The organism is Paenibacillus sp. P4_A9, assembly GCF_056402415.1.
In genome coordinates, this window is sequence record NZ_JBFUHL010000044.1 from 18,081 (window position 1) to 45,031 (window position 26,951).

The 26,951-nt window shown below is 46.7% G+C and carries 23 protein-coding genes, 6 tRNA genes and 2 rRNA genes; 6 read left to right on the top strand and 25 right to left on the bottom strand.

Features of this window, described 5'->3' with window-relative positions:
* Positions 1-25 precede the first annotated feature (25 nt).
* The 12 genes from AC1DVJ_RS22590 to AC1DVJ_RS22645 form a co-directional block, all read right to left on the bottom strand.
* Positions 26-1,711, bottom strand: a complete 1,686-nt coding sequence (locus AC1DVJ_RS22590) for a vWA domain-containing protein (RefSeq protein ID WP_477593531.1) — start codon at positions 1,709-1,711, stop codon at positions 26-28.
* A 16-nt stretch (positions 1,712-1,727) separates the two neighbouring features.
* Positions 1,728-2,471 carry a hypothetical protein gene (locus AC1DVJ_RS22595; RefSeq protein ID WP_477593533.1) on the bottom strand — a complete coding sequence of 248 codons (744 nt, stop codon included), beginning with the start codon at positions 2,469-2,471 and terminating at the stop codon, positions 1,728-1,730.
* Positions 2,472-2,686: 215 nt separating this feature from the next.
* The gene (locus tag AC1DVJ_RS22600; protein WP_477593535.1) at positions 2,687-2,986 is read right to left on the bottom strand and encodes a helix-turn-helix domain-containing protein; all 300 of its coding nucleotides are present in this window, start codon (positions 2,984-2,986) and stop codon (positions 2,687-2,689) included.
* 17 nt (positions 2,987-3,003) lie between these two features.
* The gene (locus tag AC1DVJ_RS22605) at positions 3,004-3,384 is read right to left on the bottom strand and encodes a type II toxin-antitoxin system RelE/ParE family toxin (protein ID WP_477593537.1); all 381 of its coding nucleotides are present in this window, start codon (positions 3,382-3,384) and stop codon (positions 3,004-3,006) included.
* A 99-nt stretch (positions 3,385-3,483) separates the two neighbouring features.
* Positions 3,484-4,344, bottom strand: a complete 861-nt coding sequence (locus AC1DVJ_RS22610; RefSeq protein ID WP_477593539.1) for a hypothetical protein — start codon at positions 4,342-4,344, stop codon at positions 3,484-3,486.
* 172 nt (positions 4,345-4,516) lie between these two features.
* Positions 4,517-6,295: a methyl-accepting chemotaxis protein gene (locus tag AC1DVJ_RS22615; RefSeq protein WP_477593541.1), complete on the bottom strand. Its 1,779-nt coding sequence runs from the start codon at positions 6,293-6,295 to the stop codon at positions 4,517-4,519.
* Between the two features lie 85 nt (positions 6,296-6,380).
* Entirely contained in the window at positions 6,381-7,412 is a 1,032-nt protein-coding gene (mglC, locus tag AC1DVJ_RS22620; protein WP_477593543.1) for a galactose/methyl galactoside ABC transporter permease MglC, read from the bottom strand.
* Positions 7,413-7,430: 18 nt separating this feature from the next.
* Entirely contained in the window at positions 7,431-8,948 is a 1,518-nt protein-coding gene (locus AC1DVJ_RS22625) for a sugar ABC transporter ATP-binding protein (RefSeq protein WP_477593545.1), read from the bottom strand.
* A 149-nt stretch (positions 8,949-9,097) separates the two neighbouring features.
* Positions 9,098-10,171, bottom strand: a complete 1,074-nt coding sequence (locus tag AC1DVJ_RS22630; RefSeq protein WP_477593547.1) for a galactose ABC transporter substrate-binding protein — start codon at positions 10,169-10,171, stop codon at positions 9,098-9,100.
* 107 nt (positions 10,172-10,278) lie between these two features.
* A complete protein-coding gene (locus tag AC1DVJ_RS22635; protein ID WP_477593549.1) occupies positions 10,279-11,253 on the bottom strand; it encodes a substrate-binding domain-containing protein in 975 nt (324 codons plus the stop codon).
* A complete protein-coding gene (locus tag AC1DVJ_RS22640) occupies positions 11,250-13,004 on the bottom strand; it encodes a histidine kinase (protein WP_477593575.1) in 1,755 nt (584 codons plus the stop codon). Before AC1DVJ_RS22640 ends, AC1DVJ_RS22635 begins: the two co-directional genes overlap by 4 nt.
* A 68-nt stretch (positions 13,005-13,072) precedes the next feature.
* Positions 13,073-14,725, bottom strand: a complete 1,653-nt coding sequence (locus tag AC1DVJ_RS22645) for a response regulator (protein ID WP_477593551.1) — start codon at positions 14,723-14,725, stop codon at positions 13,073-13,075.
* Between the two features lie 198 nt (positions 14,726-14,923).
* Here AC1DVJ_RS22645 and AC1DVJ_RS22650 point away from each other — a divergent pair, with 198 nt between their 5' ends.
* From AC1DVJ_RS22650 to AC1DVJ_RS22665, 4 genes are all read left to right on the top strand, one after another.
* Entirely contained in the window at positions 14,924-15,880 is a 957-nt protein-coding gene (locus tag AC1DVJ_RS22650; RefSeq protein ID WP_477593553.1) for an AAA family ATPase, read from the top strand.
* Between the two features lie 2 nt (positions 15,881-15,882).
* A complete protein-coding gene (locus AC1DVJ_RS22655; protein ID WP_477593555.1) occupies positions 15,883-17,016 on the top strand; it encodes a DUF58 domain-containing protein in 1,134 nt (377 codons plus the stop codon).
* The gene (locus tag AC1DVJ_RS22660) at positions 16,997-18,379 is read left to right on the top strand and encodes a DUF4129 domain-containing protein (protein WP_477593557.1); all 1,383 of its coding nucleotides are present in this window, start codon (positions 16,997-16,999) and stop codon (positions 18,377-18,379) included. The genes AC1DVJ_RS22655 and AC1DVJ_RS22660 overlap by 20 nt, the downstream gene beginning before the upstream one ends.
* Before the next feature lie 160 nt (positions 18,380-18,539).
* Positions 18,540-18,710, top strand: a complete 171-nt coding sequence (locus tag AC1DVJ_RS22665) for a hypothetical protein (RefSeq protein ID WP_155993910.1) — start codon at positions 18,540-18,542, stop codon at positions 18,708-18,710.
* Positions 18,711-18,797: 87 nt separating this feature from the next.
* Here AC1DVJ_RS22665 and AC1DVJ_RS22670 read toward each other — a convergent pair whose 3' ends face one another.
* Entirely contained in the window at positions 18,798-19,022 is a 225-nt protein-coding gene (locus AC1DVJ_RS22670; RefSeq protein WP_477593559.1) for a hypothetical protein, read from the bottom strand.
* Complete coding sequence (locus tag AC1DVJ_RS22675) at positions 19,015-19,284, bottom strand: zinc ribbon domain-containing protein (protein ID WP_477593561.1); 270 nt, start codon at positions 19,282-19,284, stop codon at positions 19,015-19,017. Before AC1DVJ_RS22675 ends, AC1DVJ_RS22670 begins: the two co-directional genes overlap by 8 nt.
* 222 nt (positions 19,285-19,506) lie before the next feature.
* Here AC1DVJ_RS22675 and hprK point away from each other — a divergent pair, with 222 nt between their 5' ends.
* Both hprK and AC1DVJ_RS22685 read left to right on the top strand, forming a co-directional pair.
* A complete protein-coding gene (hprK, locus tag AC1DVJ_RS22680; RefSeq protein WP_477593563.1) occupies positions 19,507-20,421 on the top strand; it encodes an HPr(Ser) kinase/phosphatase in 915 nt (304 codons plus the stop codon).
* Positions 20,422-20,507: 86 nt separating this feature from the next.
* On the top strand, positions 20,508-21,485 hold the full coding sequence (locus AC1DVJ_RS22685; RefSeq protein WP_477593565.1) for a hypothetical protein: 978 nt from the start codon (positions 20,508-20,510) through the stop codon (positions 21,483-21,485).
* A gap of 57 nt (positions 21,486-21,542) precedes the next feature.
* Here the strand turns inward: AC1DVJ_RS22685 and AC1DVJ_RS22690 are convergent, their stop codons facing one another.
* The 11 genes from AC1DVJ_RS22690 to AC1DVJ_RS22740 all read right to left on the bottom strand — a co-directional run.
* The gene (locus tag AC1DVJ_RS22690; RefSeq protein ID WP_477593567.1) at positions 21,543-23,561 is read right to left on the bottom strand and encodes a transglycosylase domain-containing protein; all 2,019 of its coding nucleotides are present in this window, start codon (positions 23,559-23,561) and stop codon (positions 21,543-21,545) included.
* 123 nt (positions 23,562-23,684) lie between these two features.
* On the bottom strand, positions 23,685-24,563 hold the full coding sequence (locus tag AC1DVJ_RS22695; protein WP_477593569.1) for an aldo/keto reductase: 879 nt from the start codon (positions 24,561-24,563) through the stop codon (positions 23,685-23,687).
* A gap of 69 nt (positions 24,564-24,632) precedes the next feature.
* The gene (locus AC1DVJ_RS22700; protein ID WP_477593571.1) at positions 24,633-25,832 is read right to left on the bottom strand and encodes an MFS transporter; all 1,200 of its coding nucleotides are present in this window, start codon (positions 25,830-25,832) and stop codon (positions 24,633-24,635) included.
* A gap of 130 nt (positions 25,833-25,962) precedes the next feature.
* Positions 25,963-26,036: transfer RNA gene (locus AC1DVJ_RS22705), tRNA-Pro, on the bottom strand.
* 19 nt (positions 26,037-26,055) lie between these two features.
* Positions 26,056-26,132: transfer RNA gene (locus tag AC1DVJ_RS22710), tRNA-Arg, on the bottom strand.
* Positions 26,133-26,141: 9 nt separating this feature from the next.
* Positions 26,142-26,216 (bottom strand) — tRNA-Gly (locus AC1DVJ_RS22715).
* A 43-nt stretch (positions 26,217-26,259) separates the two neighbouring features.
* A tRNA-Leu gene (locus AC1DVJ_RS22720) sits at positions 26,260-26,339 on the bottom strand.
* A gap of 20 nt (positions 26,340-26,359) precedes the next feature.
* Positions 26,360-26,435, bottom strand: a tRNA-Lys gene (locus tag AC1DVJ_RS22725).
* A gap of 7 nt (positions 26,436-26,442) precedes the next feature.
* Positions 26,443-26,519 (bottom strand) — tRNA-Met (locus AC1DVJ_RS22730).
* A gap of 68 nt (positions 26,520-26,587) precedes the next feature.
* A 5S ribosomal RNA gene (gene rrf / locus AC1DVJ_RS22735) occupies positions 26,588-26,704 on the bottom strand.
* Positions 26,705-26,776: 72 nt separating this feature from the next.
* Positions 26,777-26,951 (bottom strand): 23S ribosomal RNA (locus AC1DVJ_RS22740); the annotation flags it as partial.

Sequence of the window (26,951 nt, forward strand, 5' to 3'; positions counted from 1 at the left end):
CCCCCTCAGAATGATAAGTTAAACATTACATCTGAACATTAAGCAGGTTACTTATTTTATAAACAACATCATCCGTGTCCGCATTAATACTCGCTGCTTCGTTAATACTCGAAATGCTTTGAAGCGCTTGAATATCTGCGTTGTAACCAATCGTGTAGATGGGTATTTGGTACGTCTCAATTAGCCCTCTGATGTCTTTCAAGGAATGACCTGCATTGGTTTCGCCATCACTTAATACGAAAATAAGCGGCTTAACATTGGGATCTGCAGCCATATAGTCTTCCAGCATTTTCATAGCAACGACAACCGCATCAAAAGTTGCTGTCCCTCCGCCTGCCTGGAGACTACCTACTGTACCGACAAACAGTGATTGCTGATTGGTATCATACTTGGCTATCGGCAGATTGATGGTCACATCATTGGCATAGGACACAAGACCAATTCTATTTTCTTTGCCAAGGTATTTCTGACCTTTGAGCAGGGATTCTTTCAATCGACTAATGGGTTTACCATCCATGCTGCCAGATACATCTGTGACAAAAACAGCGGCAAGAGGTTTACTTCCATTCTTTTTTTCTTTCCAAACCTTTTGCGCAGAAGAAAGTGTATTACCCTCTATGGGAGCGAGTTCACTCTTGTAATCTTCTAGCCCATTGAAACCCTTATCCTTGGCTGTTTGTTGATATTTAGCCTGTGTAACAAATTCAGCAAATCGTTTAATCAGATCAAGTTTCACGATCGGCAGATCACCAATGGCATAGAGCGGGCTATCATGTCTATATCCAAAAGGTGTAAAGACATAATCCTTGCTAAGCTCCACCGCATTCTGGAAGGTCTGGTATTCCAACACGAATCCGTCCAGCATCCCTGACTTCGCAGCATCTCGCATTTGAATCGTTGTAGACGCGATAAAGGGTACGTTCGTTTGGAATTTCTCAAATTCCTGAACAGCCCTATCACTGATTGGATTTTTATTATCAAATGTACTTAATGCCGTTACAAGAAAATTGAGACCTGTCGAGCTCGCGAAAGGGTCTGTATAGCCCATGGCAAATTCATTATTTGAAATAGCTTGGGTTACCGTATTTACGTTGATGGATCCGTATTTCGTAACGAGTGCATCATACTTTTGCTTCGAAATAACGATGCCAGGAACATTGCCAACAAGGCGTTTCGTGACCAGCTGTATTTTCGGACCGCCCGCTTTGATCATCTCACCCCACAGTTCGTTCGAAGGTGTAAAAGCATCCGGTACATATTTACCCGACTTGATATAGTCCGTAGCTGTCCCAGAAGCAATATTTCGAATCTTCACAGAAGCAGGTATTCCGTTCACCAGAATGTTTGCTTTATTAAATTCATTCGCGACATCCGTTAACCAACCATCTACGCCAATGCCGGATTTCTCCGTCGATGAGAAAATTTCCACGAAATAATTCGTCGTGTTATTCACTGTAACTGGAAATTTCGAAATATCAGGCAGAGATGAAGCGACATCTGTCGGATTAATATCAATCTGACCTTTGACTGGCGTTCCGTTTACCACCGAGATCTTATCGTAAATCTTGTTCAATTGCTTTGCGGCATTCTCCGCTGTCACTTGATTTTGGGATTTGCCAAAATTGGCTGTGAAGGAAACGCCAGCATAGACACCTATAAATACAATAATCACAATAAGAAGCGATACAAAGAAGAACTTCGTTTTGTTCATGTTTTGAGCACCACCTCTACTGTTTGTAGAATTGTGTTTGCTTTATCAATGAGTCAATTTCTTGCATACCTGGCATTTGCCCTATATCACCAATCTCTAAGCTATCTAATCGCGTAATTTCTAACAGCAACCTATCTAATTTGAGCAAAATTTCTTCATTCATATGTAAAGAGCTTCTAACAAACGTAATATGTGATTTATAAACGGTTCTTTTTTCTTGAAGAAACTCGGGGGACAACTGGCTCGTGCTCTGCTTAGCGATACTTTGAAACTCGTCTTCGTCGAATACGTGGAGTCGGTTTATCATACTCCGTATATTGTGAAAAAATAACTTCTCCACCTCTTGCGTCGTCGAAGCAAATTTCTGAAAGCTAAGCCCGCTCGGTTCAAATCTCTGGATGAGTACACTTCGCAACGTCTCTTGTTTTTTGCGCATTCGCTCCAATTGGTGCAAGCCAAGCGCGATTTCCTGCGCTAGAGATTTCACAGCTTTGAATTGTTTCAAAGCACCCTCCAAATCTTCAGGGTCCTTCATCTGCTTTACGGGTAGCCGAATGGTTGGCTTGTTTAGAACACTATAAACGCCAAATAGTAATCCTAGCGTACTTGCAAGCAGAATGGATACGGCTAATGCCGTTTGCAGTGCACTGTGGCCGATTCCTATGCCAAGAAATCCTGGTGAAAGCATGAAAATATCAAAGACAACGACCCCACCCGTAATCACAAACAATTTCATTATTTTATTTGCGGTTACAATCAAAGGGACTAACTCCTCTCTTATCCATCCATATAGGATTATATGCAGGACACACAGTACATATCTGCTTCTTCTTGGTCATTGTGAAAGGAAAGATGCACTTAACCATCTTTATGCTCGTTCAGAAATGAGAAAGGGCTGTCCCTCGAAGTAGAATAAATCTACTTGAGGGCAGCCCGCATTTTTCTACATTTGTTTCATTACAAAACTATTTACCCTTAGGCATGTGCCAATTGGTTGCCAGTAACTGCATGTTCATCGGTCTCATTCAATTGAATTTGCATTCCAAGAGCTATGGCTACTTTTATCAAAGTATCTACTCTCGGAATTTGCGAACTGTTTTCTAAGCGCGCTATCTGTGCTTGAGAAAGACCTGCCTTTTTCGCAACTTCATCTTGAGTTAACCCAAGTATTTTTCGGCGTTTTACTATGTCAGAAACCATACGTGCAATCTGTCGAATAGTTTCCGTTTCAATTGTATTTTCGCCAATTTCATGCATAAAATCTTCGAATTTCATCCTATTCCCTCCATCCTTCATTCACACTCGAGAATATAATGATTACGCTTATTCCAGTCATCCCTTAACTCTTTAGCTTTTCTTATTTGTTTTGGCGGGGTTTTCTGTGTTTCTTTGCGGAAGTGATTCAACAGAATAAACCTACCTTCCTTTGCTTGAAAAAACATGACCCTATGTTTATCTGAACGCAGTTCCCATATGTCATCAACAATGTGTTTGGCAATTTCCCTTGGGGCATATGTTCCCTCCCATTTTATACGTTCAATGCAGTAGTGTATCTGGTTAAGCACGATTCTGGCTTCTTTTATCCCATGATCTTTACGACGTTTTAGTTCCCGAAGCCAATCTTTCAACTCAGAATCCCCATATTCATCTGTATAAATATCTACCTCGTACACTAGTTAGTTAGGCCCCTTTTTGCAATATACACTCTTACAAAAATTATGCCAATTATGATATGAATTATATCATATTCAGCATAAATCACAAAATACCAGCTACCCTATATTCAACAAATGAAATCTCCCTTGATTTACCCAATAAATCTGACCAGATACTGGCTGAGGCATCACCAAATAGCTTCTGCGAACAACATCCGTAAACTTTGCTTTCTTCGCCAACCTAATGGCAGTAACCTCCGAATTGATCGCCTCTGTTGAACGCATGACAAGCAACTGTTTACGATTTGTAAAGGCAATGAGAAAGCTTTCCGGCATATGTTCCTGTACCCACTCAGAATTCAGGAACTGGCATTCTACGGGGAAGGGATTGTCCGTATACACATCAACTGTGCATGTTGTCTTAGTCGGACTTCTCAGCACCAACCTTGGCTTTGTCCAACCCTCACTTCTCAAATTTCGATATCCGATTCGCTTCACTTTCTCCACTGTTAATAGTGGATTCGAGTCTAACATACTTTTAGATACAATCTTATTATTCCCCGTCTTGATTTCGAGAAAAATAACACTCATCCCCGGAACAATTTCATCCGTAATCATTCCTACTCCATTACCTGCTTGCTCTACATAAGCGTTATCCCGAAGTGCTGGGTAAACATACGAAGGATCTATCCGCAGAACTTCATCTTGATTAAGGCAAAGATCCGAACAGCTTATGACCCCATTTAAGAAATCAATGGCCGTATTAAAGTCTCCTGAATTCTGGTACGTTTGAAAAGCCCTGTGTAGACTTACTTCTATCTCCTCTCCCTCTCCCGCTCCTATGGCAATTCGCAGCAAAAGTGGATCCCCCTCTCTATCCTTCTGTGGTACTTGGGGCATTCCTAACCTTTCTTCCAAATGACTAATCATCATACAGGCGAACTCCTCGGGTGTTTCATATAGCAGTGCTTGCCTCATCTCTCAACTTCCTCCTTATGATCGCAGTAAATGCAAAAACCCCCAACCAATGCGTAAAAACTACGCATCCAGTCAGGGGTGTTCTTCACCGCCACTAAATTATCACCACTATAACATACATGTAAAAATATGGATACTTTTTTTGTGAACAGGTTTGTAAGAACGCCCCCGATCACACCCGAAACCGCCCAATCAACCCCTGCAGATCCGCAGCCATGCTGCTCAGCACCGTCGCGGAGGAGACGATCTCCTCCATGCTCGCGTACTGGCCCTCGATGTTGGCGGAGACGTTCTTCGCACCCGCAGCAGTCTGCCCCGCGACTTCGTCAATGGCGCGAATCACGCCAACAGCGACGAGCGTCTTCTCGGAGATTTCCCCCGAGCAGCCCGCCACTTCCTCGATCTGACGAGCGACCTCGTCCATCGCAGAACGAATGCGGCTGAACGTCGCTCCCGCTTCGCCGACGACTTCAAGCCCCGTCTCCACCTCACGGCTGCCCGCCTCGGTGGATCGTATAACGTCCCTCGTTTCCTCTTGGATACTCGTCACAAGAGAAGCCACTTCTTCCGCCGCTGCGCCGGTCTGCATGGATAGCTTGCGGACTTCCTCCGCAACCACCGCAAACCCCTTGCCAGCGACGCCAGCACGCGCCGCTTCAATTGAAGCATTGAGCGCCAGCATATTCGTCTGCCGCGCAATACCGGCAATCATCGCATTCGCGTCGACGATTTTCTCCGAACGTTGGCTCAACTTTTCAACCGATGTAACAAGCTCCTTCATTTTTCCATATATAGCTTTCATTTGACCCATTGCAGTCTCAATCGCCGCGGTACCTTCCCCCGCCTCCTGCTGCGCAAACAAAGACTGCTTATTCGCCGTTTGCGTCACACTGGCAATTTGCGTAACGGCTGCTGACATTTCTTCCATAATGGCAACACCCTGTTGCACACTGCCAACCTGCGCATCTGTGCCCTGCGAGATAACCTGAATCGTCCCGGTGATCCGTTCCGATAGCTCACTAACCTGATTGGAATTTGCGCTAAGCTCTTCCGAAGCCGAAGCAACCTGCTCCGCGCTGCTGCCCACTTGACGAATCAAGCCCTGCAGATTGCCCTTCATCTGATTGAAGGCTGTCGCCAAATCCTGTAACTCGTCGCGACTTTTCACTCCAATATCGCCAACGGATAAATCGCAATTCGCGATTCGCTCTGCCGCTCTCACCATGGTTCGTACAGGCTTAACAATCGAGCGCGACACGAAGATTCCCATCACTAACGCTAAAACCAATGCGCCGCTGCTCACCCAAATCAATGTTTTTATTGTAGATAAAACGGTCTGATGATTCTCAGCAGAAGCATCCGCCTGAATGACCGCCTCGAGCTCTTCGATTTTCGCAGCCGCTTGCGTCAATGTTTCCGTTGTTGGAATCGCCCATTGCATGGCTTCCGCTTTCGCTAAGGAGGTGTCTCCTTTTTCGCCGTAAGCAACAACCTTTTGAACCAACCTAGCAAAGGTTTGATTCGCCTCTAGCATAGCCCCTACCGCGGATTGCTCATCCTCATTCCCGCCGCCTTTAGCTTGTATCTTTGAAATTATCGTGGAAAGTGTTGTATTCATTTCGACAAGACGCTTTTCCCTATCCTTCGTCGGATCCAGCACATAGCCGAACAATAAGCTCGTTTGCATCTGTGTTTTTTCTTTGATATTAGCAACATCCTGAAGGAGCCTCACATTCGTATCGAGAAGCTCCGTATAAGAGTTGTCCACTTTTTTAATATACATGTAAGACAATCCGCTCGTGATCCCAACTAGCAAAGAGACGAGAACAAAAGCCCCCACCAGTTTACTTTGCAAAGAAATGAGAAAACCTTTATCGCGGCCATTCAAGGATGAGCGACCGCGTTTAGATGTAGGTTTTATCGCCAATTTGAGCGCAGTTTTTGTATTCAAAGTCCTATCCCCCCCGCTCTCTCGTAAACGCTTTCAACGCTCTCTAATATAAAAGGCTGCCGATAATTTCGACAGCCTCCTATGCTTACTTCGAATTCATATATTTCCGCATATCAAACGCTACCGCAGCAACGATGATCACACCTTTGATAATCAACTGCCAGTACGGGCTGATTCCGATAAACGTCAAACCGTAGTTGATAACGCTGAAAATCAATACCCCTGCAAGAACTCCCGGCACTGTTCCGATACCACCGGAAGTGGATACACCACCGACTACGCAAGCTGCGATTGCATCAAGCTCGTACATGTTCCCGTAGTTGTTCGTAGCTCCACCCGTTCTTGCTGCTTCTAGTACACCTGCAAGTCCATAAAGCGCGCCCGCAATTGCATAGATATAGATCAAGTAACGGTTTACGTTAATCCCGGAAACGACAGCGGCATGAATGTTACCGCCAATTGCGTACATATACTTACCTAGCTTCGTTTTGTTAAAGACAATCCAAACGATGATGGAAACAACAATCGCGAAGATGACGATATATGGAATGGAATAAGTTGAGCTTGACCCAATTGCTCCAGTTCCCAGATTACTGAAGTCCGGTCTTAAACCACCGATAGGTTGGGATTGGTTCGGTTTCATATCGAAGTACAAAGAATTGGCACCATAAACGGCAACCATCGTACCTAGTGTTGCGATAAATGGCGGGACTCGGAACTTAGCAACGACAATCCCATTAATTAACCCCACTAATAAACCTGCTACAACAGCAATCGCAATAGGAATAACCATTGGCAATTGCGGTAGGTCAGGGAAAAATCTTCTGCCATACTCCTCTGTTTGCAGCATGGATGCGGAGATAACCGCCGATAAACCAACAATTCGCCCTGCGGATAAATCCGTTCCACCCGTGATAAGAATAAACGCTGCACCCAACGCGATAATAACACGTGTGGACGACTGCAATAAGATATCACGTAGAATGTTTACGGATAAAAAGCGTGGATCGTAAATCGCGATCCCCACAACTAGAACAACTAGTACGATGTAGATAGCGTATTTGGTAATGAACCCACTAAGGTCTCTGGATTTCAATGTTTCTGTTTTTGTAGTCATGGTTCTAGGCCCCCTCCATTATGCCATATGCTGTGCAGCAAGGCGCATAATCTCTTCTTCTGTTGCTTTATTTCCTTCTACAATGCCCGTAAGACGTCCCTCACACATAACCATAATTCGGTCTGACATCCCAAGAAGCTCGGGCATTTCAGAAGAGATCATGATAATACTTTTCCCCTGCTTCGCAAGGTCAGCAATGATGGAGTAAATCTCGAACTTCGCTCCTACGTCAATTCCGCGTGTCGGCTCATCGAGAAGGAGTACATCAGGTTCCGTTAACAGCCATCTGGCAAGCAAAACCTTTTGTTGATTACCACCGGACAAGTTCTTAATTAGCGCATGCATATTCGGCGTTTTTACGCGAAGCATTTCGATACTTTGTTTCACTTCTTCTTTCCGTTTCGCTTCCTGAATGAAGCCAAATGGATTCATATATCGTCCCAAATTGGCAATGACCGTGTTCTCCAGAACCGATAATACTGGGAAAATACCCGTTACGCGGCGCTCTTCTGTGAGCAAAGCAATCTTCTGCTTAATCGCATCCATTGGCGATTTCAGCTTCACAAGCTTTCCGTGAATGGATATGCTTCCTGAAGCAATACCTCTCATCCCAAATAAGGATTCAATCAATTCTGTCCGCTGCGCGCCTACAAGACCGCCAACGCCGAGAATCTCACCCTTTTTCAGTTCAAAAGATACATTCTTGAACGATTTCGGAACGACCGAAGTCAGGTCCTCAACCTTCATCAATACACCTTCAGGCACGTTGCTGCGCTCAGGGAAACGCTCTTTCAGATCACGTCCAACCATCTTCGAGATGATCATATCCGTAGTAAGCTCGGATGATGCCCAAGTACCAATCTTAGTACCATCACGCATAATCGTGACTTCATCCGAAATCTCCAAAATTTCTTCCATTTTATGTGAAATATAGATGATCGAAACACCGCGGCTCTTCAGATCGCGAATGATACGAAACAACTGCTCAACCTCATTACCCGTAAGCGATGAAGTCGGCTCATCCATAACAATAACTTTCGAATTGAAAGAAACAGCCTTGGCAATTTCAATGGATTGCACTTTGGATACCGATAAGGTTCCTACCAAAGTTTCCGGTTTAATGTCCATTTGGAGTTGTTTGAACAAACTCTCTGTATTTATACGCATTTTTTTATGGTCCACTAACTTCAAAGGTCCGATACCTTTTAGTGGAAATCTGCCTAACCAGATGTTCTCCATCACGTTACGATGTGGAACGGGGTGAAGCTCTTGATGAATCATAGAAATGCCATTCGCTAATGCATCCTTGGAGTTCGTAATTGAAGCTACTTCTCCATTAAGCTTGATTTCTCCACCATCGGGCTTATAAATACCAAATAGACATTTCATCAGCGTCGATTTACCCGCACCATTCTCTCCCATCAGCGCATGTACGCTTCCTGGGCGAACTTTGAGGGTGACGTTATCCAGCGCCTTAACGCCGGGGAACTCTTTGGAGATTTGATTCATTTCCAATAAATAGTCATGTACAGTCATGGTAACTCCCCCTACAGCTCACGATAATCCCCACAAAGTGAAGCCTTTATTCGAAGCTTATTTCTCTTTATCTTTGCACGGGTTTCCGAAAAAGGAGGGCAACAGCGCGATTGTTATTCACATATCGCATCTATTGCCCGTTCTCACAATTACTTCGCTTCGTTCATGTTAGCTTTTGTGATTTTTTTGTAGGAAATCCAAACATATTTACCGTCAGTAATATCATAGCCAGTTGTTTCTTTGCTTGGTACTAGACCGTTAGCAAGAGCTGCTGCTACGCTAGTTGTTGCTGCACCTTGGTTTTTCGCATCGTTTAGAACTGTTCCTAGAAGCGTTCCATCGCTAAGTGCCTGTAGTGCTGGAGCTGTTGCATCTACACCAACAACTGGAAGGAATTTGTTGTCTTTGAAATAACCTTTTGCTTTCAAAGCTTCGATTGCACCAAGCGCCATATCATCGTTGTTCGCAAGAACAGCTTCGATTTTGCTTTCGCTGGAAGCTAGGAATGCTGCCATTTTCTCTTGACCTTTAACACGGTCCCACATTGCTGTATCTTCTGCTACTTTTTCTACGCCCATTCCTGAATCAGTGATCGCTTGGATGGAGAATTTAGTACGAAGCTCAGCATCTTGGTGTCCTGGCTCGCCTTTAAGCATAACGTATTGGATTTTTCCGTCTTTGTTTTTGTCAGCTTCTGGGTGAGCTTTGAAGTAGTCAACCAATAGTTGGCCTTCCATAGTTCCGGATTGCTCAGCTTTAGCGCCTACGTAGTAAACTTTATCCCATTTCTTCATGTCGTCAGCAAGCGGCTCACGGTTCAAGAAGACAACTGGAATGTTAGCTGTTTTTGCTTTATCAATAATAACGCCAGCCGCTGTACGGTCAACTGCGTTGATCGCAAGTGCATTTACTTTTTTCGTGATGAAAAGGTCAACTTTATCGTTTTGTGTTGGTTGTGAGTTTTGGCTGTCTACGATATCAACAGTCGCTTTATCTTTCGCTGCATCTGCGATCGCTGCACGAACACCAGACATGAACGTATCGTCAAATTTATAGATCGCAACACCGATTGTTGGTTTTTTACCAGCTGCTGGAGCTGTTGTTGCTGCTGCACCAGTGGAAGCTGCTGGGGAAGTTGTTGTTGTTGCTTCATCTTTATTTCCACAACCTGCTACGGTTGCAACCAATGCGCCTGCTACGGCAAGTGTAAGTAATTTTTTCAAGATAAGACCCTCCCTAAAAGGTATATTGTTTGTTTACATTCCCTACTATAATGGTTTAAAGCCCATAAACAAATGCAATATCCTCATGTCTTCTATCGAAATCCTCATCACTTTATGAATGGAAATAGCAGCTTTTGATTATCCGACCAGAACATATTGCTTAGATCTATGGCCTTAATCCCTGTTTCCACGCGCTTCGGTACGTCCTTCCCTTCGACGGCATCCACAGCACTTTTCACACCCAAATAGCCGATACTAAAGGGATTTTGAATAATTGTCGCTTGAATAATCCCCTCTTGCAGCAGTTCTAATTCTTCAGATGTACTATCAAAGGTGATGATTTTCACCTTCTCCTGCAAATTCCGACTCTGAACCGCGCTGGCAACGCCGCTAGAGGAAATTTCATTCAAAGCGACAATGCCATCCAACTCTGGATGCTTGTCGATAACGGTATGCGTGAGTTGGGCCGCGAGCTCCCGATCTGTTAGGCTGTATACCTTATCGATCACCTGTACCTCGGGATACTTCGATATTTCGTCCAGCAAGCCTTTTTCCCGCAGTTCCGTATTTCGCTCCCCTTGTTTAAAGCTCACGATCGCAATTTGCCCGCTTTTACCGATCAGCTTAATCAGTTGTCTTCCTGCTAATTGACCCGCTTCGTAGTGATTCGCGCCAATAAAGCTCTGCACGTTCTTCGTCTCGACCTCAGAGTCGATCGTTATGACCGGAATATGCGCATTATTCGCTTCATCAACGACAGCTGACAGCTCTTTATAATCATTCGCCGCCAAAACAATTGCATCTGGACTGCTCGAAATAGACTGCTCCATGAGAGCAATTTGTCCTTTCACATCCGCCTCATCGCCAGGTGCCCGAAAGTCCAGTGCAACATCGAACTCTTTCGCTGCGACCTCTGCACCCATTTTTACCGTTTTCCAATAGTCACCTTCTTGACTGCGGAGAACAACCTCTAGGTGCTTCTTCTGCTCGGTAGGCATGGTTTCAACAGGTTCCCGTTCCGTACAGGAGGATGTCGAAATAACAGCGACGAGAACAGCGATCAGTACCGGTTTGATTCTCATCCTTCAATTCCTCCTTCATCGTCTAGTAAGGCTGGAATCGTAATCGTGACGACGGTCCCTTCTTCAAGCTCACTCTCAATGCTTACGCCATACTCCATGCCAAAATAAAGCTGTATCCGCTCATGTACATTTCGCAATCCGACACCAGAGCCTTTGTCACTCTTCACCTGTCCGGACAAAATGCTTTTGAGCGTGTCTTCCGACATGCCGACACCATTATCTCGAATCTCGAAGAGAATCTTCTCTTTTTCCATCCTGACAGAGAGCTCAATGAGCCCTTCATCCACCATATATTCAATGCCGTGGTAGAGCGCATTTTCCACAAAGGGCTGAAGGATAAGCTTGAGCGTTTTGTAAGGAAGCACCTCATCAGGGACGCGGATCTCGTATTCAAACTTGTCCTTGTAACGCATTTTCTGGATGATTAAATAGTTGCGAATATGCTCAATCTCTTCCCCGATGGTAATAATATTCTTACCTTTGCTCAGCGAAATCCGGAAAAACTTCGACAGGGATGTAATCGTCGTCACAACTTCTTCGTTCCTCCCGTTGCCAACCATACGTACGACCGAATTGAGTGTATTGTATAAAAAATGCGGATTAATCTGCGATTGGAGGACCTCCAGTTCGTTCTTCCGCTTAATTTCCTGCTCTTCAATGCTCTGATCCATAAGTTCTCGTACCCTGGAAACCATCAGATTAAATCGCCGCGATAGCTGCTCGACCTCATCCGCTCCACGTACATGAATATAGGTGTCAAAATGTCCTTTCTCCACCATTTCCATTGACTTCTTCAGTCGTTTAATGGGCTGAGAAATACGCGCGGACATGAAGGAAGAAATCAACAAAATAAAGAGCAGCACGATCACTAGCAGCCAAATCATGAATGTAAAGACTTCCTTGCGTGTCGTCACCATTTCATCGAGGTAGGAGACCCCGATAATTTTCCAACCGATGTTATTGACTGTCCGCACAACATTTAACCGTGACTCGCCATCGCTTACATCCATATATTTGCCATAGGAAAATTTAAGTGCTTGCTCCACATTCTCATATTTCAGGCCAATATAAATAAGCTGCTGCTGCGGGTGATACACAATGCTCCCGGCAGAATCGTCAATGATATAGACATACCCCTTCTTCCCAAGCGAGACTGTACGAAATACATCGTCTAGCGTTTTGAAGTTGATATCAACCAAAATAACCGCATCCACCATGTACCCATTCTGCTCGATCGAAACCCCTTTACTCATGGAAACCACCCACTTATAGGGATCTTTGAATAGGTTCTGGATATGCGGTAAGGAAAAAGTAAGATGGTTCGGGTTATCGAGGGCAGACCGAAACCACGACTGCTCGAGCAGACGTGTGTTTTTGCGCATCTCTGTCGTGGGTACCCCCGTGACGAGCCGACCATCTGCGGTAAAAAGATGAATAGACACAATATCCTCGCGTGTGCTGGCGATCGTGTCTAACTGTTCGAGCAGTTTGTCCGACGGGATGCCGCGGCTTCTCGCAATTTTGGCATCCACGACCTCAAATGTATCCGACATCCCCTTGATGTACGACTCCAAGTTGAATTGCACCTGCTCAATGACTTGTGCCGTATTCAGAAAGGCGCTTTCTTCTGCCGTTTTGGCAAATTTATTATAGAGAACTAGAGACACAACCAGCATGACCGTGACCGTAATAAGAATGAATGACAACGTAATCGTAAACTGAATACTTTTCACCCGCATCGTATCGAGCATGACGTTATATAAAGCCTTCAGCAGCGTACTTACTCTGCGTTTCAAAGCGATTCCCACCTTTCCAGTTCCTACAGCCCTTTGGCGCTGTTATTACGATACTCTTTCGGGGAAACGCCAACATTTTTGCGAAATGAGAAACTGAAATAATTCGCATCCGCATAGCCCACCTTCTCGGCTATTTCCAGCGCTTTCATGTCTGTAGAACGTAAGAGCTCTTTCGCTGCTTCCATCCGAATGTGGTTCAAATAGTTGACGAAGGTCATTTTTGTTTCTTTTTTGAAAATAGAGCTGAAATATCCCGCGCTTATATGCAGATGTCCGCACACCTTATTGATGTTGATATCGCCCTCATGATAATGGCTTTTCGTATAATCCTTGGCTAGATCAACGAGATTTTTATACGTATATTGACGGTCCGTTGCAATATGATTCATCATGCTCGCGCACAGCTCGGCCAACCAATGCTTCGCTTCCTCCAAGGAAGTGAATTTATTAATCTCTGTAAAAGGAATAAAACTCTCGCCAAACACCTCGTCGACATTCAGGTTGGAGTCCTTCGCCGCTTTCAGAATACAAGTCAGAATTTCAAGCAGATAAATCTGATAATCCTTTACCGATACGCCGGCCTCGATCCCCTGGAATAACTCATCAATCGTCTCCCGAATCTCTTGCATCGTGCCTACCTTGATACAACGCGTCAATGCGTGTTCCTTCACATCGTCAAATCGAATCTTTTCAACGCTGCGCTTCTCCACATCATCAATGTAAATCATCCGATTACTGCCCAGAATGAGTCTGTAGTCGAGGGAAAGCACGGCATCTTCATACGAATAGCTGATTTTCGTGACATCCTTCATCACACTGCCGACCCCAACAGTCAGGGTGAACTTCAAATATTTTTCCACACTCTGACGAATTTCTTCCAGCACTCTCATCGTTTCCTGCAATGCCGCTTCCTTGTCGCTATTCTCTCTCGCCGCTAACAGCACAACCTGATCATTATGCATGAAAACGAGGCCCAGCCCGCGCTTATTGGCAATTTCTTCGGTTATATTTAAAAGCGCGAAATATTTCAACGCCTGATCCTCGGAGTATTTCAAGGACAACGACTTCGTTACGCGGTTCTCCGAATCCTCTTCCGAAATAAAGCCCCCATCGATGCTCAAAACGGCCACCACATAGCTATTTCCGCTAAGCTCAATCCCATAGTTCGCCGCCTTCTCAAACACCTCGTCCCGCGGGAGCTTGCGATTCATTAACGTCGCTAAGAAATTCTCCTTAAGTACCGGCATACTCTTGCGGTAATGCTCCTTGAGCAGTTGCACATCCTCGCGATGTGCGACCTCTTCTTGGATATGCCCCTTTACCTTCAAGAGGGCATTCACTAGCTCCTGCGCTGAGAAAGGCTTCAGCACGTATTCATCAATATGAAGCTTAATCGCCCGCTGCGCATACTCAAATTCATCATGCCCGGTCAGGATGATGAGCTTAATCGTTGGAAAGCGCTCTCTAATTGCTTCAGCTAGCTGCAAGCCATTCATAAAAGGCATCTGAATGTCCGTCACAACCACATCGGGCTGCAGACGTTCGACCATCTCAAGCGCCTCTTTCCCATTCTCCGCCTTGTCGACGACTTCAAAACCAATCGCTTCCCAATTTATTTCACGGACGACACCTTCGCGCACATCCTCTTCGTCATCCACTAACAGCAGCTTGTACATGCCTGACCTCCCAGGACTCCCCAATTTAGAAGCATCTCTCGCAGCATTTCTCATTATCACCATCATTGTACTCACTGCCCATCCAATATACAAATGGAATCGATCGTTGTCCGAGGAAACATTGGTAAAAATCCCCTATAGGGTGTTAAAATTACAATATACTCATTCGCATCATTCATCATTTAGGAGGTTAATCATTTGAATATCGCACCTATTGGACGCATCGCTTCCCTCATCAAAGAAAACGTCGGTCACGTTATTATAGGTAAAGACGACACTGTAGAGCTCCTGGTCATCGCATTGATCGCCTCTGGTCATGTGCTGCTTGAAGATGTACCCGGCACAGGTAAAACCCAGCTTGCCAAAGCACTAGCCCGCTCCCTGGACGGCTCGATGAAGCGCATCCAGTTCACGCCCGACTTGCTGCCGTCCGATGTAAGCGGCATTAATTTCTTCAACCAGAAGCTGGGCGAATTCGAGTTCCGCCCAGGTCCGCTCTTCGCGCACATCGTGCTCGCCGATGAGATTAACCGCGCGACGCCGCGCACGCAGTCCAGCTTGCTGGAGAGCATGGAGGAGCGCCAGGTCAGCATCGACGGGGAAACACGCAAGCTAGACGCGCCGTTCCTCGTCATTGCCACCCAGAACCCTGTCGAGAATCAGGGGACCTTTCCCTTGCCGGAAGCGCAGCTCGACCGCTTCCTGATGAAGCTCTCGCTCGGCTATCCGACGGCAGCCGAGCAGGTCTTGATCTTGCAGCGCTACCAGCAGCAGGATCCGCTGGACTCGCTGCTGCCGGTCGTGAGCCGCGCAGAGCTGCTCGAAGCGCAGCGGCTGTTCACGCAGGTGCGCGTCAGCGACGAGCTGCTGCACTACATCGTGCAGCTCGCGGAAGCGACGCGCACGCATGCGGATACCGCGCTCGGCGTCAGCCCGCGCGGCGTTCGCGCCTTGATGAAGGCGGCGCAGGTCTATGCGGCGCTGCGCGGCCGCGATTACGTGCTGCCGGACGACGTCAAGACGCTGGTGGCGCCCGTCTGGGCGCACCGCGTTCTGCTGCGCACGCGCTCGCGTGGGCAGGATCAGCAGGTGCATGCGCTGCTGACCAGTGTACTTGCCGCTACCCCCGTTCCTACGGAAGTAAAGCTGGGGTAACGATGAGCATAAGCTGGATTGTGATCATCGCTGTCGCTCTTTTCTTCCTCCAGTTTCAATTTTTTGCCCGCTGGGGGTTTCGCGGACTTCGCATTGAACGAACCTTCAATACTGCTCATTGCCATGTCGGCGATGATATTCTGATGATTGAGACCATCGTGAATCGTAAGCTCGCGCCCATTCCTTGGCTGCGCTTGGAATCAACGATTCATGCGGGGCTCCATTTTACACAGATGAATAATCTGGAAGTGAGCAGCGGCTCCCTTTTTCAAAATCACCGAAGTCTGTTTAGCCTCATGCCTTATACCCGTATCGTGCGGCGCCATGGCGTGCATGCAGCCAAACGCGGTTGGTACAAGCTGGAAACTATTGCTGCAACATTGGGGGATTTCGTCGGTTTACAAGCAGCCTCTAACACGCATCGCATTCAAGTCGAGCTGCTGGTGTACCCGCGTTTGGTAAATCACAATGACATTCCGCTCCTTTCTAGTCGATGGCAAGGCGACGTGACGGTCCAGCGCTGGATCATACCGGATCCATTTCTCGTTTCCGGTGCAAGGGAGTACCGCTATGGGGATACGATGAACAGCATTCATTGGAAAGCTACAGCTCGGAGTGGGCGGCTTCAGGTTTACAACCGGGAATTCACTGCCGATCCCCGATTACTTATCGTTGTAAACAGCCAAGTAACAGAAACGATGTGGGATGCGGTAACCGACCCTGAACTCGTCGAGAAAGCTCTTTCTTACGCAGCGACATTAGCCGAACATGCCGTGAGCCGAGGGGTTCCCGTTGGTTTTGGCTATAACGGTTGGCTGCTGAATGAGCCGGGGGTTCCCATTTACTGTGCACCTGAAGGTGGCTGGGGACAGTTAGAGCATCTTTTTCAAACTATGGCGAAGCTCGCGATTTCTTGTGCCCGCTCCTGTGAGGATTTTCTCGATTACGGCATCGAGGTGGAAGGGGAAGCTCTGGATATCATCCTGTTGACGGCCTTCGTTTCTGTGGGAATGGCACGCAGCATCGAACGTCTAGAAGCGCTTGGACATTCCGTATTCATCGTTCCCTTGCATCATAATCTGCTTGACCTCAGTGATAAGGAGGTGGCTCCATCTGATGCTCAGGCCCTTGCTTAATCAAACAAATTCTCGGCCTAATCGTCTATACGACTTCATTCGCATATGCCGCTTAGCACTCTTGTTCGGTGGCGTTGAACTCGTTATATTTGCCCCGCTAATCACTTTGGCTCAGGTCTATGTGTTCGATAGCATACTTGGACTGACTTGTATTCAGCTGCTGCTATGCTTCGTGATCGGCGCCTATTTGGGACAGTTCAAATGGCTATCTCGCAAAGGTTACGAGTTCCTTGTCTGTGTAGCTGCAGGCTATGGTTTAGCCTATTTATTTCAAACAGACCCTTTGCACATTGCTTTATGTGCTGCTATTGGTGCACCGCTTGTCTATCGAGGTATTCGTTACACCAAAGACGGGTGGATCTCACTTTATCCGCCTGGCGTTTTCGTGATCACTGGGGTGATGTACTTCATTGGTGTTCCAATCATGACCCGAGTGGAGCTTATGCATCCTTACAAAATAGCCCTAAACGGACTCGGATTCGCTACCCTGATCCTCTTCTTCTTTATTACGAATCGCGCGCAGCTCCTGATCGCTACCTTAGCAGGTAATGATAGTGCTGCCGCATCGTCACTGTCTCAAACCGTGAAACGCTCCAGTCGTATTTGGTTAATCGGCTTTATTGCCGTAATTGCAGCCATCGCTTACTTTCAGCAAGTGAAGCAAGGCCTCCTCCGCCTACTACGTGGAATATTGGCTTGGCTATTGGGATTGATGTCATCCGAAGCACCGCCTGCTGTACCTGAGGCCAGCCCTTCAGCACCGCCACCAATGGAACTCCCGCCAGCTGCACCTCATGAACCCGGATGGTTTGGAATTCTCATGCAGGTCATTGTGCAAATTGCAGGCTATGTGCTGATGATTGCACTCGTTCTCTGCTGCCTCTATCTGCTCCTGAAGAAGCTTGCGCCAGCTCTACTCTCATTCATTCGGCGCTTTTGGAAGCGATCGCTGCGTCGTGATCAAGGAGATGTAACGGAGGGTTATACCGATGAGAAAGAAGCCCTGCTCGACTGGAGAGAGCTTCCTAACCTGTGGTGGCGAAAAGCAAGTTCTAAACTGTGGCCTTCTTCCTCTCACGATCCTTCTTGGTCACATCTACTTAACAATGAGGAGCGTATCCGCTACCTCTATCGATTATTGATTGGGCAAGCGGCCAAGAGCGGCTACACCTTCAAGAGATCATTAACACCCAACGAAACGGGCTGGGAGCTCACGCATCAGACACAGCTTGCAGAAGCTTCCGTTCACGCGCTTACTACGGCCTACAATCGGGTGCGCTACGGACGAGAAACGGTTTCAGACGAGCAGCTTGCTCAGGTGCTCCAGACCATCGATCCAAGCATACGCAGCCAGCTAAAATGAGACGAGCCTAAGATGAAACTTCACCCTATTTCCACCAAAAATCACATATAATGTGTTACATTCACCCCTTATGAAAGCATTTTGAAAATAACCGTCACATGTTTTCAAAAATTGGCATATACATAATTGTTTGAATACATTCGATTGAGGTGGTTTTGAGATGTTAGCATTAAAAACCGGTTCGGAAAAAGAAGAAGTGCTTCACACGCTTTACGAAATGGGCTTGGATCAAATCGCCAGATGGATCCTCGTATTACCTGAAGACAGGTGGGAAAGCATGTTTCTCTCAACATGGCCAACACTTGCCAAAAAATGCGGCTTTCACAGATAGCTGCTTTTACATACAGAGAGGTGGATCAGTAAAGAAAACATTAGAAAACGCTCTACACCCTTGGGGTGCAGAGCGTTATTTTTTTATTTATTCTCTCTCTATAACACGTGCAACCTTATGAAGACACGTCTTACATTTCCCTTCCAACACAATACCTGATTTCTCGAGATTCACCGAATAGTCGATGACGGTCGTTACATCCCCACATTTCCCGCAATAAACATTCGTTAACAGACGCGTGCGAAAATTTTCTGGAATCGCAAGCCATTCTTTCATCGCTGCGAATGATTGCACATTATTCTTACTACTCACGGGAAGACCACCTTTTCCGTTTTGGAATATTTCTTGTAAATAGACCCGTAAGAAACCGTGGAAAACCAAACTCCACCATCTTCGATTTCACTATCTCCTTCATCTGCTCAACCGTTAAATCCGGTAATGTAAATTTCCCGTCCTGATAGCAATGACTGCAATACATCTTGCTCTTGATACCCGACTTCTCGGTACCGCCGCCTTGCTCATCCCGAGCGAGAGGCATCCCGCAACTTTGACAATTCTTGTACGTAGCGTCCATATATGTTCAATCCCCTTACTGCTTTTCCTATTATCATACCAACTTAACGTGCAAAAGCAATGAAATGCTATAAAATGCTATGTACAGTGTGCTCAAGCGCTTTCATTAAAGGATTGTGCCTATGCGAAATAGAATCTAGTAGAGAAAGATTTGAATACAACATAACGCATATTCTTATGATACTCGGTTTACTAACATACAACTTGAAGGAGGATCTCCCGTTTGAAGCCTGTTACTGTGAAAGACTTAGTTGAACGCTTTTCGCTCGAAATTCTCGCTGGCCATACGGAGCTCCATCGCCCTATTACCAAAACCAAAGCACACCGTCCCGGCCTAGAATTTGTCGGCTATTTTGAATATTTCCCGCAAGCACACGTGCAGCTGTTAGGTCGCAAAGAAATCACCTATTTGCATAAGCTCAGCGAAAATGAAAGAAATTTGCACATCGGTAATATCGTCAAATATCACCCGCCTTGTTTCGTCGTAACGAGAAACCAGGAAGGCTTGAAATACTTAACCAAATATTGCGAAGAAGAGAAAATCCCCCTTCTCCGTACCAGTGCTCATACGAGTAAATTTCAGGATTTAGTTGATTTATATTTAAGTAAATCGCTTGCTCAAGAAATCGCCGTCCATGGCGTATGCGTCAATGTTTCGGGGATCGGCATCCTGCTCCGCGGGAAATCCGGTGTTGGCAAAAGCGAAACAGCCCACACTCTGATTCGCAGAGGACATCGCCTTGTTGCCGATGATATTGTCGTGCTGAAGAAGATTAGCCCTGAAACACTGCTCGGCACGCACAATGGCAAAACGAAGGAATTCCTCGCGCTGCGCAGCATCGGACTGATTAATGTCTCACGGCTCTATGGCCGCAAGGCTTTTCAAGACGAAACACGCATTGTACTCGATATCGAGCTGACGAAGTGGCAGGAGCATGCGCTTAACAACGATCTAGAGCTAGAACCCACATTCACTGACTATATGGACATTCCTGTTCCACATATTGAAATCCAGTTACAGCCTGGACGCGATGTTGCTGGTCTTATTGAAGCAGCCGCCAACAGCTGGTATCTGCGCCAGCAAGGCTATAGTGCAGCTGAAGAATTCATGCAGCGCCTGCAATCCGATACAGACTAGTCTGACCCACCATTTGCTTCCTAGTTTTGTGTGTACCGTCCCAAAACCTCCCCTGCCCTCGAAAGTTGTTAGCGGAGGTGTTTAACATGTTAAAACGCATGAAAATAACAATTATTGCTACTGTAGTAGCTACACTGATGCTCTGTGGTTGGACAGCTTATGCTGCAACGTCATCCAGCGCAACAACGTCAACGACCATCAATGGCAAACTAACAACCATGACGGCGGATACGATTACTTTACATACGGATGCTGGTGATAAGACCGTTCCCTTAGCTTCATCCGTCTGGGTTTACCTCAATGACGAGAAGGCTCAGTTGAGCGATTTACGGATTGGGAATGAGATTGAAGTCATTCTGAATAACAAAAAACAGGCAGCTTATGTGAAAGGCTCCGCAGAAACTCCAATCGCTTCAGGAGCAGAGCCGTCTGTGACCCCCGTTCCAAGTGAGTTGCCTTCACCTGTTCCTGTCAAGGAAGCTCCTAGCTCACCTGTTGGGCCTACCTCTTCTCCTACGAAGATGAAGGACAGTGCGCCAGAAGCGAACCTATCAGGTGGTCGAGCTGACTTGGCGGATATGGATGTAAGCGTAGATGGGCAACATTTTAACCTGCATATCAAACTGATGACCAAGGGATCGCAAGGGTCTGAGTTTGATTTAAGAATCCAGTCCCCTCATGCCGGCACGATTCATCTAACAGGAGCTCAAGCCCAGGCTTGGATCGCTAACCTGCTCGGTTCTCTTGACTTAAGCTCCCCTGATGCTAAGAAACTACTTGGTCAGCAGCTCGCAAAACAGTACAACCTCGATGCTGCTAAATTGAATGTTCATCTAAACATGCATTCAAAGGATCATGACGACGATGAAGATAAAAAAGATGATCGAAGAGAACCTCAAAAAGAAAATGACAAAGATCAAGACAAAGATAAAAACAGCGAGATCAATAAAGACAGAGATAAAAATATAGAAAAAAGCAAGGATAAAAACGAAAATAGAAACAAAGATAATGATAAAGACAATGATAAAAGTGAGAAAAAGCACGAAAACAGCAGACGCGACTAATTCAAGAAGCAAAACAAAGCCCTCGTCATCCTTATCGGATTTCGAGGGCTTCCTTATTTATTTCTGCTTCCCTTTACCATGTCCATGTCCTTGCTCCGCTTGCTTACGAAGCTCCTTGTCTGCCTTCTCAGATGATTCATCCGAATGAGACTGACCAGTCGTACTTTCCTTTTGAGGCTTCTCTAATACACTCATCGGAATGTCAAAAGGAACAACAGGTGTTTGAGCTAATGCACGACTCAGTATTTCACGGAATAATACGGCGGGCACTGCCCCGCCAGAGGTTGTTAAATAATGATTCGCATCCGTTCGGTCATAGCCGACCCATACCGCAGCCGTCAACTCCGGCGTGTAGCCGACGAACCAAGCATCCTTGGCACTTCCGCTGCCAATTCCCTCAAATTCCTTCGTCCCCGGCAGCTGCGTTGTGCCCGATTTCCCTGCTACGGGGCGGTTCATGGCCGCATTCTTCCCAGTACCTTGTGCTACTGCAGTTTGAAGCATCGCTGTCATGGCATTAGCCGTATCAGCTCGCATTACGGACAGCCCCTTCCCTTTCGTCTGAACAAGAAGATGCCCGTCTTTAGTCTCGATCTTAGAGATCAGATGCGCTGGGTTCAAGACTCCCTTAGCTGCAAAAGCACTAAAGGCTTGCGCCATCTGCAACGGAGATACCCCCTCTGAAAGCCCGCCAAGCGCGATACCCAGCTGCCGATCTTGTGCGGGTAAGCCTATACCCAGTGACTTCGCAAACTTCAAGCCATTATCGATGCCAATCTCATGTAAAAGCCAGACCGCAGGTATATTCCAGGATGAAGTGATGGCCTCTTGCATCGATACCTGTCCCCTTGACTGGTGATCCCAATCCTGCGGCTGATAGCCTTCGATATTCAGCGGTCCATCAAACAGCATAGTTGAAGGCTTGTAGCCTATTTCCAGAGCAGGTCCATAAACAGCGACAGGTTTAAATGCTGATCCTGGCTGTCTTTTTAACTGGGTCGCACGGCTGAAGCCTCGAAATACCCCTTCACCGCGTCCACCGGCTAGCGCTCTAACTCCGCCTGTTTTCTGATCGACAACAGCAGCTCCGCTTTGAATAAGCTGATCTGGCTTACTTGCTGGAAACAGACTTTCAGTGTTATACACATCTGTGACTGCTTTTTGAACCGCAGGATCAAGCTCTGTGGTGATACGCAAGCCGCCAGTTAGCAATTGTTCTTCTGTAAACCCGTAGAGGGTTACCGCCTCCTCGATAACGGCATCCACATACGCGCGATATCTCCCTTTTGCCTCACTCATATTGACCGACTTCATGGCTCCAAGTGCTGAAGCAGCTGCTTTCTCATATTCCTGCCCAGATATTTTACCTTCCTTCTGCATCAGCTTTAGGACCGTATTCCTTCTCTCCAGCGCCTGATCTTCATTTTGAAAAGGAGAGTAATGACTTGGTGCTTTAGGCAAGGCCGCTAACACCGCTGCTTCAGCCAGAGTGAGGTCTGTCACATTTTTATTAAAATACGTCTTCGCAGCCCCCTGCACACCCCAACTGCCTTCTCCGAAATAAATCTTGTTCAGATACATTTCCAGAATGTCATCCTTACTGTAATTGGTCTCTATTTTGATGGCATAAGCAGCTTCGCGTAATTTACGACCTACCGTTTTATCCGCAGTAAGAAAGAGATTACGTGCTAACTGCTGAGTAATCGTACTGGCTCCCTCGGAATAGCTGCCTTTGAGCACATCACGGGCAACAGCGCGGAAGATCGACTTCACGTCTACCCCCTTATGCTCAAAGAACCGTCTATCCTCCACCGCGACAATCGCATCTACGAGCACCTGTGGAATTTCCTTAAAGGCCACAGCATCGATCTTTGACGCGGACAGCTGGGACGCTACTTGGCCATTCTTATCGAGCACGATGGATGCCTCTGGAAGCGGCTGATTCAACAGCGACACATCAAGTCCTTTTATGTAAAAATAGCTCATAAATGCCATGCTTACACTTCCGACTAGGACTACGCCAACACAAGCTTGCCAAAATCGCCGAGGTATTGCCTTAAACTTAAACTTAAACATGTTCCATGCCTCCTACCCATGCCTCATAGCTATTCGTATGACACCTCCAATAAGTGTCGTATACGTCCAAGAAGACACAAAAAAGCCTTCAACCCACAATTCATAGGGTGAAGGCTTTTCACATTAAGCGATCGACGTCGGAGCTCCAAAAACACTCGTGTACCCGCTAATCCCGCTCAGTATCCGCTCTACTTCATCCTTGTTCATCGTGCCATAGCGCTCCACGGCATCCACGATTTTCGGGAATAAATGCACATCGCCCGCGCTAGCGAATCCGCATACACTTGGGAACGATAGTACGAAATGCACACAAGCATCGATAATCTCCTGCTGGTCAAAAGGCTCATACCACGTAGCATATGGACGCTCTGCCCCTTCTATCCAAGGAGCCTTCGCAATGGCTTTGATCACCCGAATCGCAGTCTGCTGCTTGTTCGCTTCCTCCATCAGGGCATCTACGGCCTCTCGATATTCTGGCAATCCGTACATATAGTAATTCAGTGGAAAAAGGATCGTAGCGAATGGGAACCTGCGCAAGGCTTCCAAATGTACAGCAGGCGCCTCATGCCCATGACCTGTGATCCCGATCTCTTTCACAATGCCTTCGCTTTGCGCTTCTAATGCCGCTTCCAACGCACCGCCCTTTGCTGTGCAGCGATCTAATTCCGCCATCGACCCCACCGCATGCAGCTGGAGTAGGTCGACTGAATCCACCTTCATCCGTTCCAAGGAGCGATATATCTCTTCCTTTGCTTCTTTTTTCGTTCTTTGCCCTGTTTTGGTTGCTAAAAAGATATCATTCCGCACCCGGCTAATCGTTGGGCCCATCCGTATCTCTGCGTCTCCATAGCTCGCCGCTGTATCGAAATGATCTACCCCATGTGCCAACGCGAAGGCGATCGAAGCATCTGCCTCTTCCTGTGTTACCTGACCGAGGCTAGCTGCACCAAACATCACAACAGAGGTTTCCTTATTCAAGCGGCCTAATGTTCTCTTCAACATCTTCGATTTGCTCCTTCTGTATGCGAGATTGTATTCTCCTTTATTGACCAATCTATTCCCATTGAAACCTCAGTCTGCCGATATCTGTTTCATTTGCTTCCTAAGATTGACCTGCAACCATACAGCTGCAAGGAGCAGCGAGCACCCCGTTAGCAAAAAAACAGAATGAATCCCAACTAGGCCGCCTAGGAATCCGCCAATTAAAGGACCGATCATCATCCCCAATTGACTCGATGTTTGATTTAAACTCATGGCACGGCCCCGAAAATCAGCATCTGAACTTTTCACAATAAGCGCACTCAGTGCCGGATAGACCGCAGCAAAAAATAACCCATAACTGAAACGAAGCACACCGAAAGCGATAAGATTGTGTGTAGTTAATTGCAGCAGATTCCCAATACCGCCGCCAATTAAGCCAATTAACAGCGTTTTATCGTATCCTATACGTTGCCCAATAATGCCCCATCTCGAGCCCATGATAACGGTCGCTACACCGACAGCCGAGAAGATAATACCTGAGCTCAGTGATGCCCCCTTGGCGCTGCCGCCAATTTGAACAACATATATTGTCAGCAGCGGCTCTAAAATCATCACCGAGGTCGCCACCAATACGGTTAATCCAAAAATAGATAATAATCGCTTATTGGCTGTTGCTTGCTTAATGTCCTGCAAAACACTTGGTCGCTTGCCAGCTTTCTTCTGATGAACTTCCTTCACACCAACTACCGCAATTACGGCAGAAATCAGTACAACAAAACCTGAGGCTAAGAAACATTCTCTTGTACCTACCCAATGACTGAGCATACCGCCAAACAATGGTCCTAAAATGCTTCCCGCTGCCGTCGCCGTTGACATGACACTCAATGCATAACCAACGTGCTTCTCTGGTGTATTCGTACTGACTAAAGCCATCGATGCGGGGATATAGCCCGCCATAAGTCCCTGCAGAACACGGACAACAATAAATGTATAGGGATCATTCACGAAATAGTTAAGAAAATAAACAGCACTTAAGCTCAGCCCTGAGCGAAGCAGCATCGGTTTTCTGCCATATTTGTCAGCTAGAGAACCCCAGTAAGGTGCGATTAACGCGCTCGCCAGAAAGCTCACAGAAAACGTGATCCCCGACCAAGCCTCCAAACCACTATGTATGCCCAAGTCTTCTTGTAAAAATATTGGGATAAACGGGATCGAGAGTGTATACGCCATCGCGCAAAAGAATGCCCCAATCCATAATATAAATAGATTCCTTCTCCAGCGTAATTCCATGTTGTAACCCTCCTCCCTGTCTACTATACACCAATGGAAACTTGAAGCCCAGTTCATCGTAAATGTAGACAAACGAAAAAAGCATAGAATCTATCAGCATGAAGCTGACAATCTATGCTTTCTTACTTGATCGGGATGACACGATTTGAACATGCGACCCCCTGCTCCCAAAGCAGGTGCTCTACCAAGCTGAGCTACATCCCGAAACAATTGTGATAAAAAATGGCGCGCCCTGAGAGATTCGAACTCCCGACCTTTTGATTCGTAGTCAAATACTCTATCCAGCTGAGCTAAGGGCGCTTACTAAAATGGAGCGGAAGACGGGGATCGAACCCGCGACCCTCGCCTTGGCAAGGCGATGCTCTACCGCTGAGCCACTTCCGCATAGGGATCCCCAAGCCGTAAGTTACGACTTGGGGATGTTTGATGCGCGTAGAGGGACTTGAACCCCCACGGTCACCCGCTAGATCCTAAGTCTAGTGCGTCTGCCAATTCCGCCATACGCGCATGCTGTTAAATAAGGCAAATGGTGAGTCATGTAGGATTCGAACCTACGACACCCTGATTAAAAGTCAGGTGCTCTACCAACTGAGCTAATGACTCGCATCATTGGTTGCGGGGGCAGGATTTGAACCTGCGGCCTTCGGGTTATGAGCCCGACGAGCTACCGGGCTGCTCCACCCCGCGTCATAGATTTAAGTACCCGTATAAGAGAGACTTTTGACTACGTCGAAAGACCTCTACATAAGGTAACTGCTTGGCAACGTTCTACTCTCCCAGAACCCTGCGGTTCAAGTACCATCGACGCTGGAGGGCTTAACGGTCGTGTTCGAGATGGGAACGCGTGGGTCCCCTCCGCCATCATCACCAAACAGTCAAAGCGTTTGTTTGCGCCTTGAAAACTAGATACGAAACTTCAACGTAAAGTAATACTCTTAGGAATTTTGGTTAAGCCCTCGACCGATTAGTATTCGTCAGCTGCATACGTTGCCGCACTTCCACCTCGAACCTATCAACCTCGTCGTCTACAAGGGGTCTTACATACTGGGAAATCTCATCTTGAGGGGGGCTTCGCGCTTAGATGCTTTCAGCGCTTATCCCCTCCGTACATAGCTACCC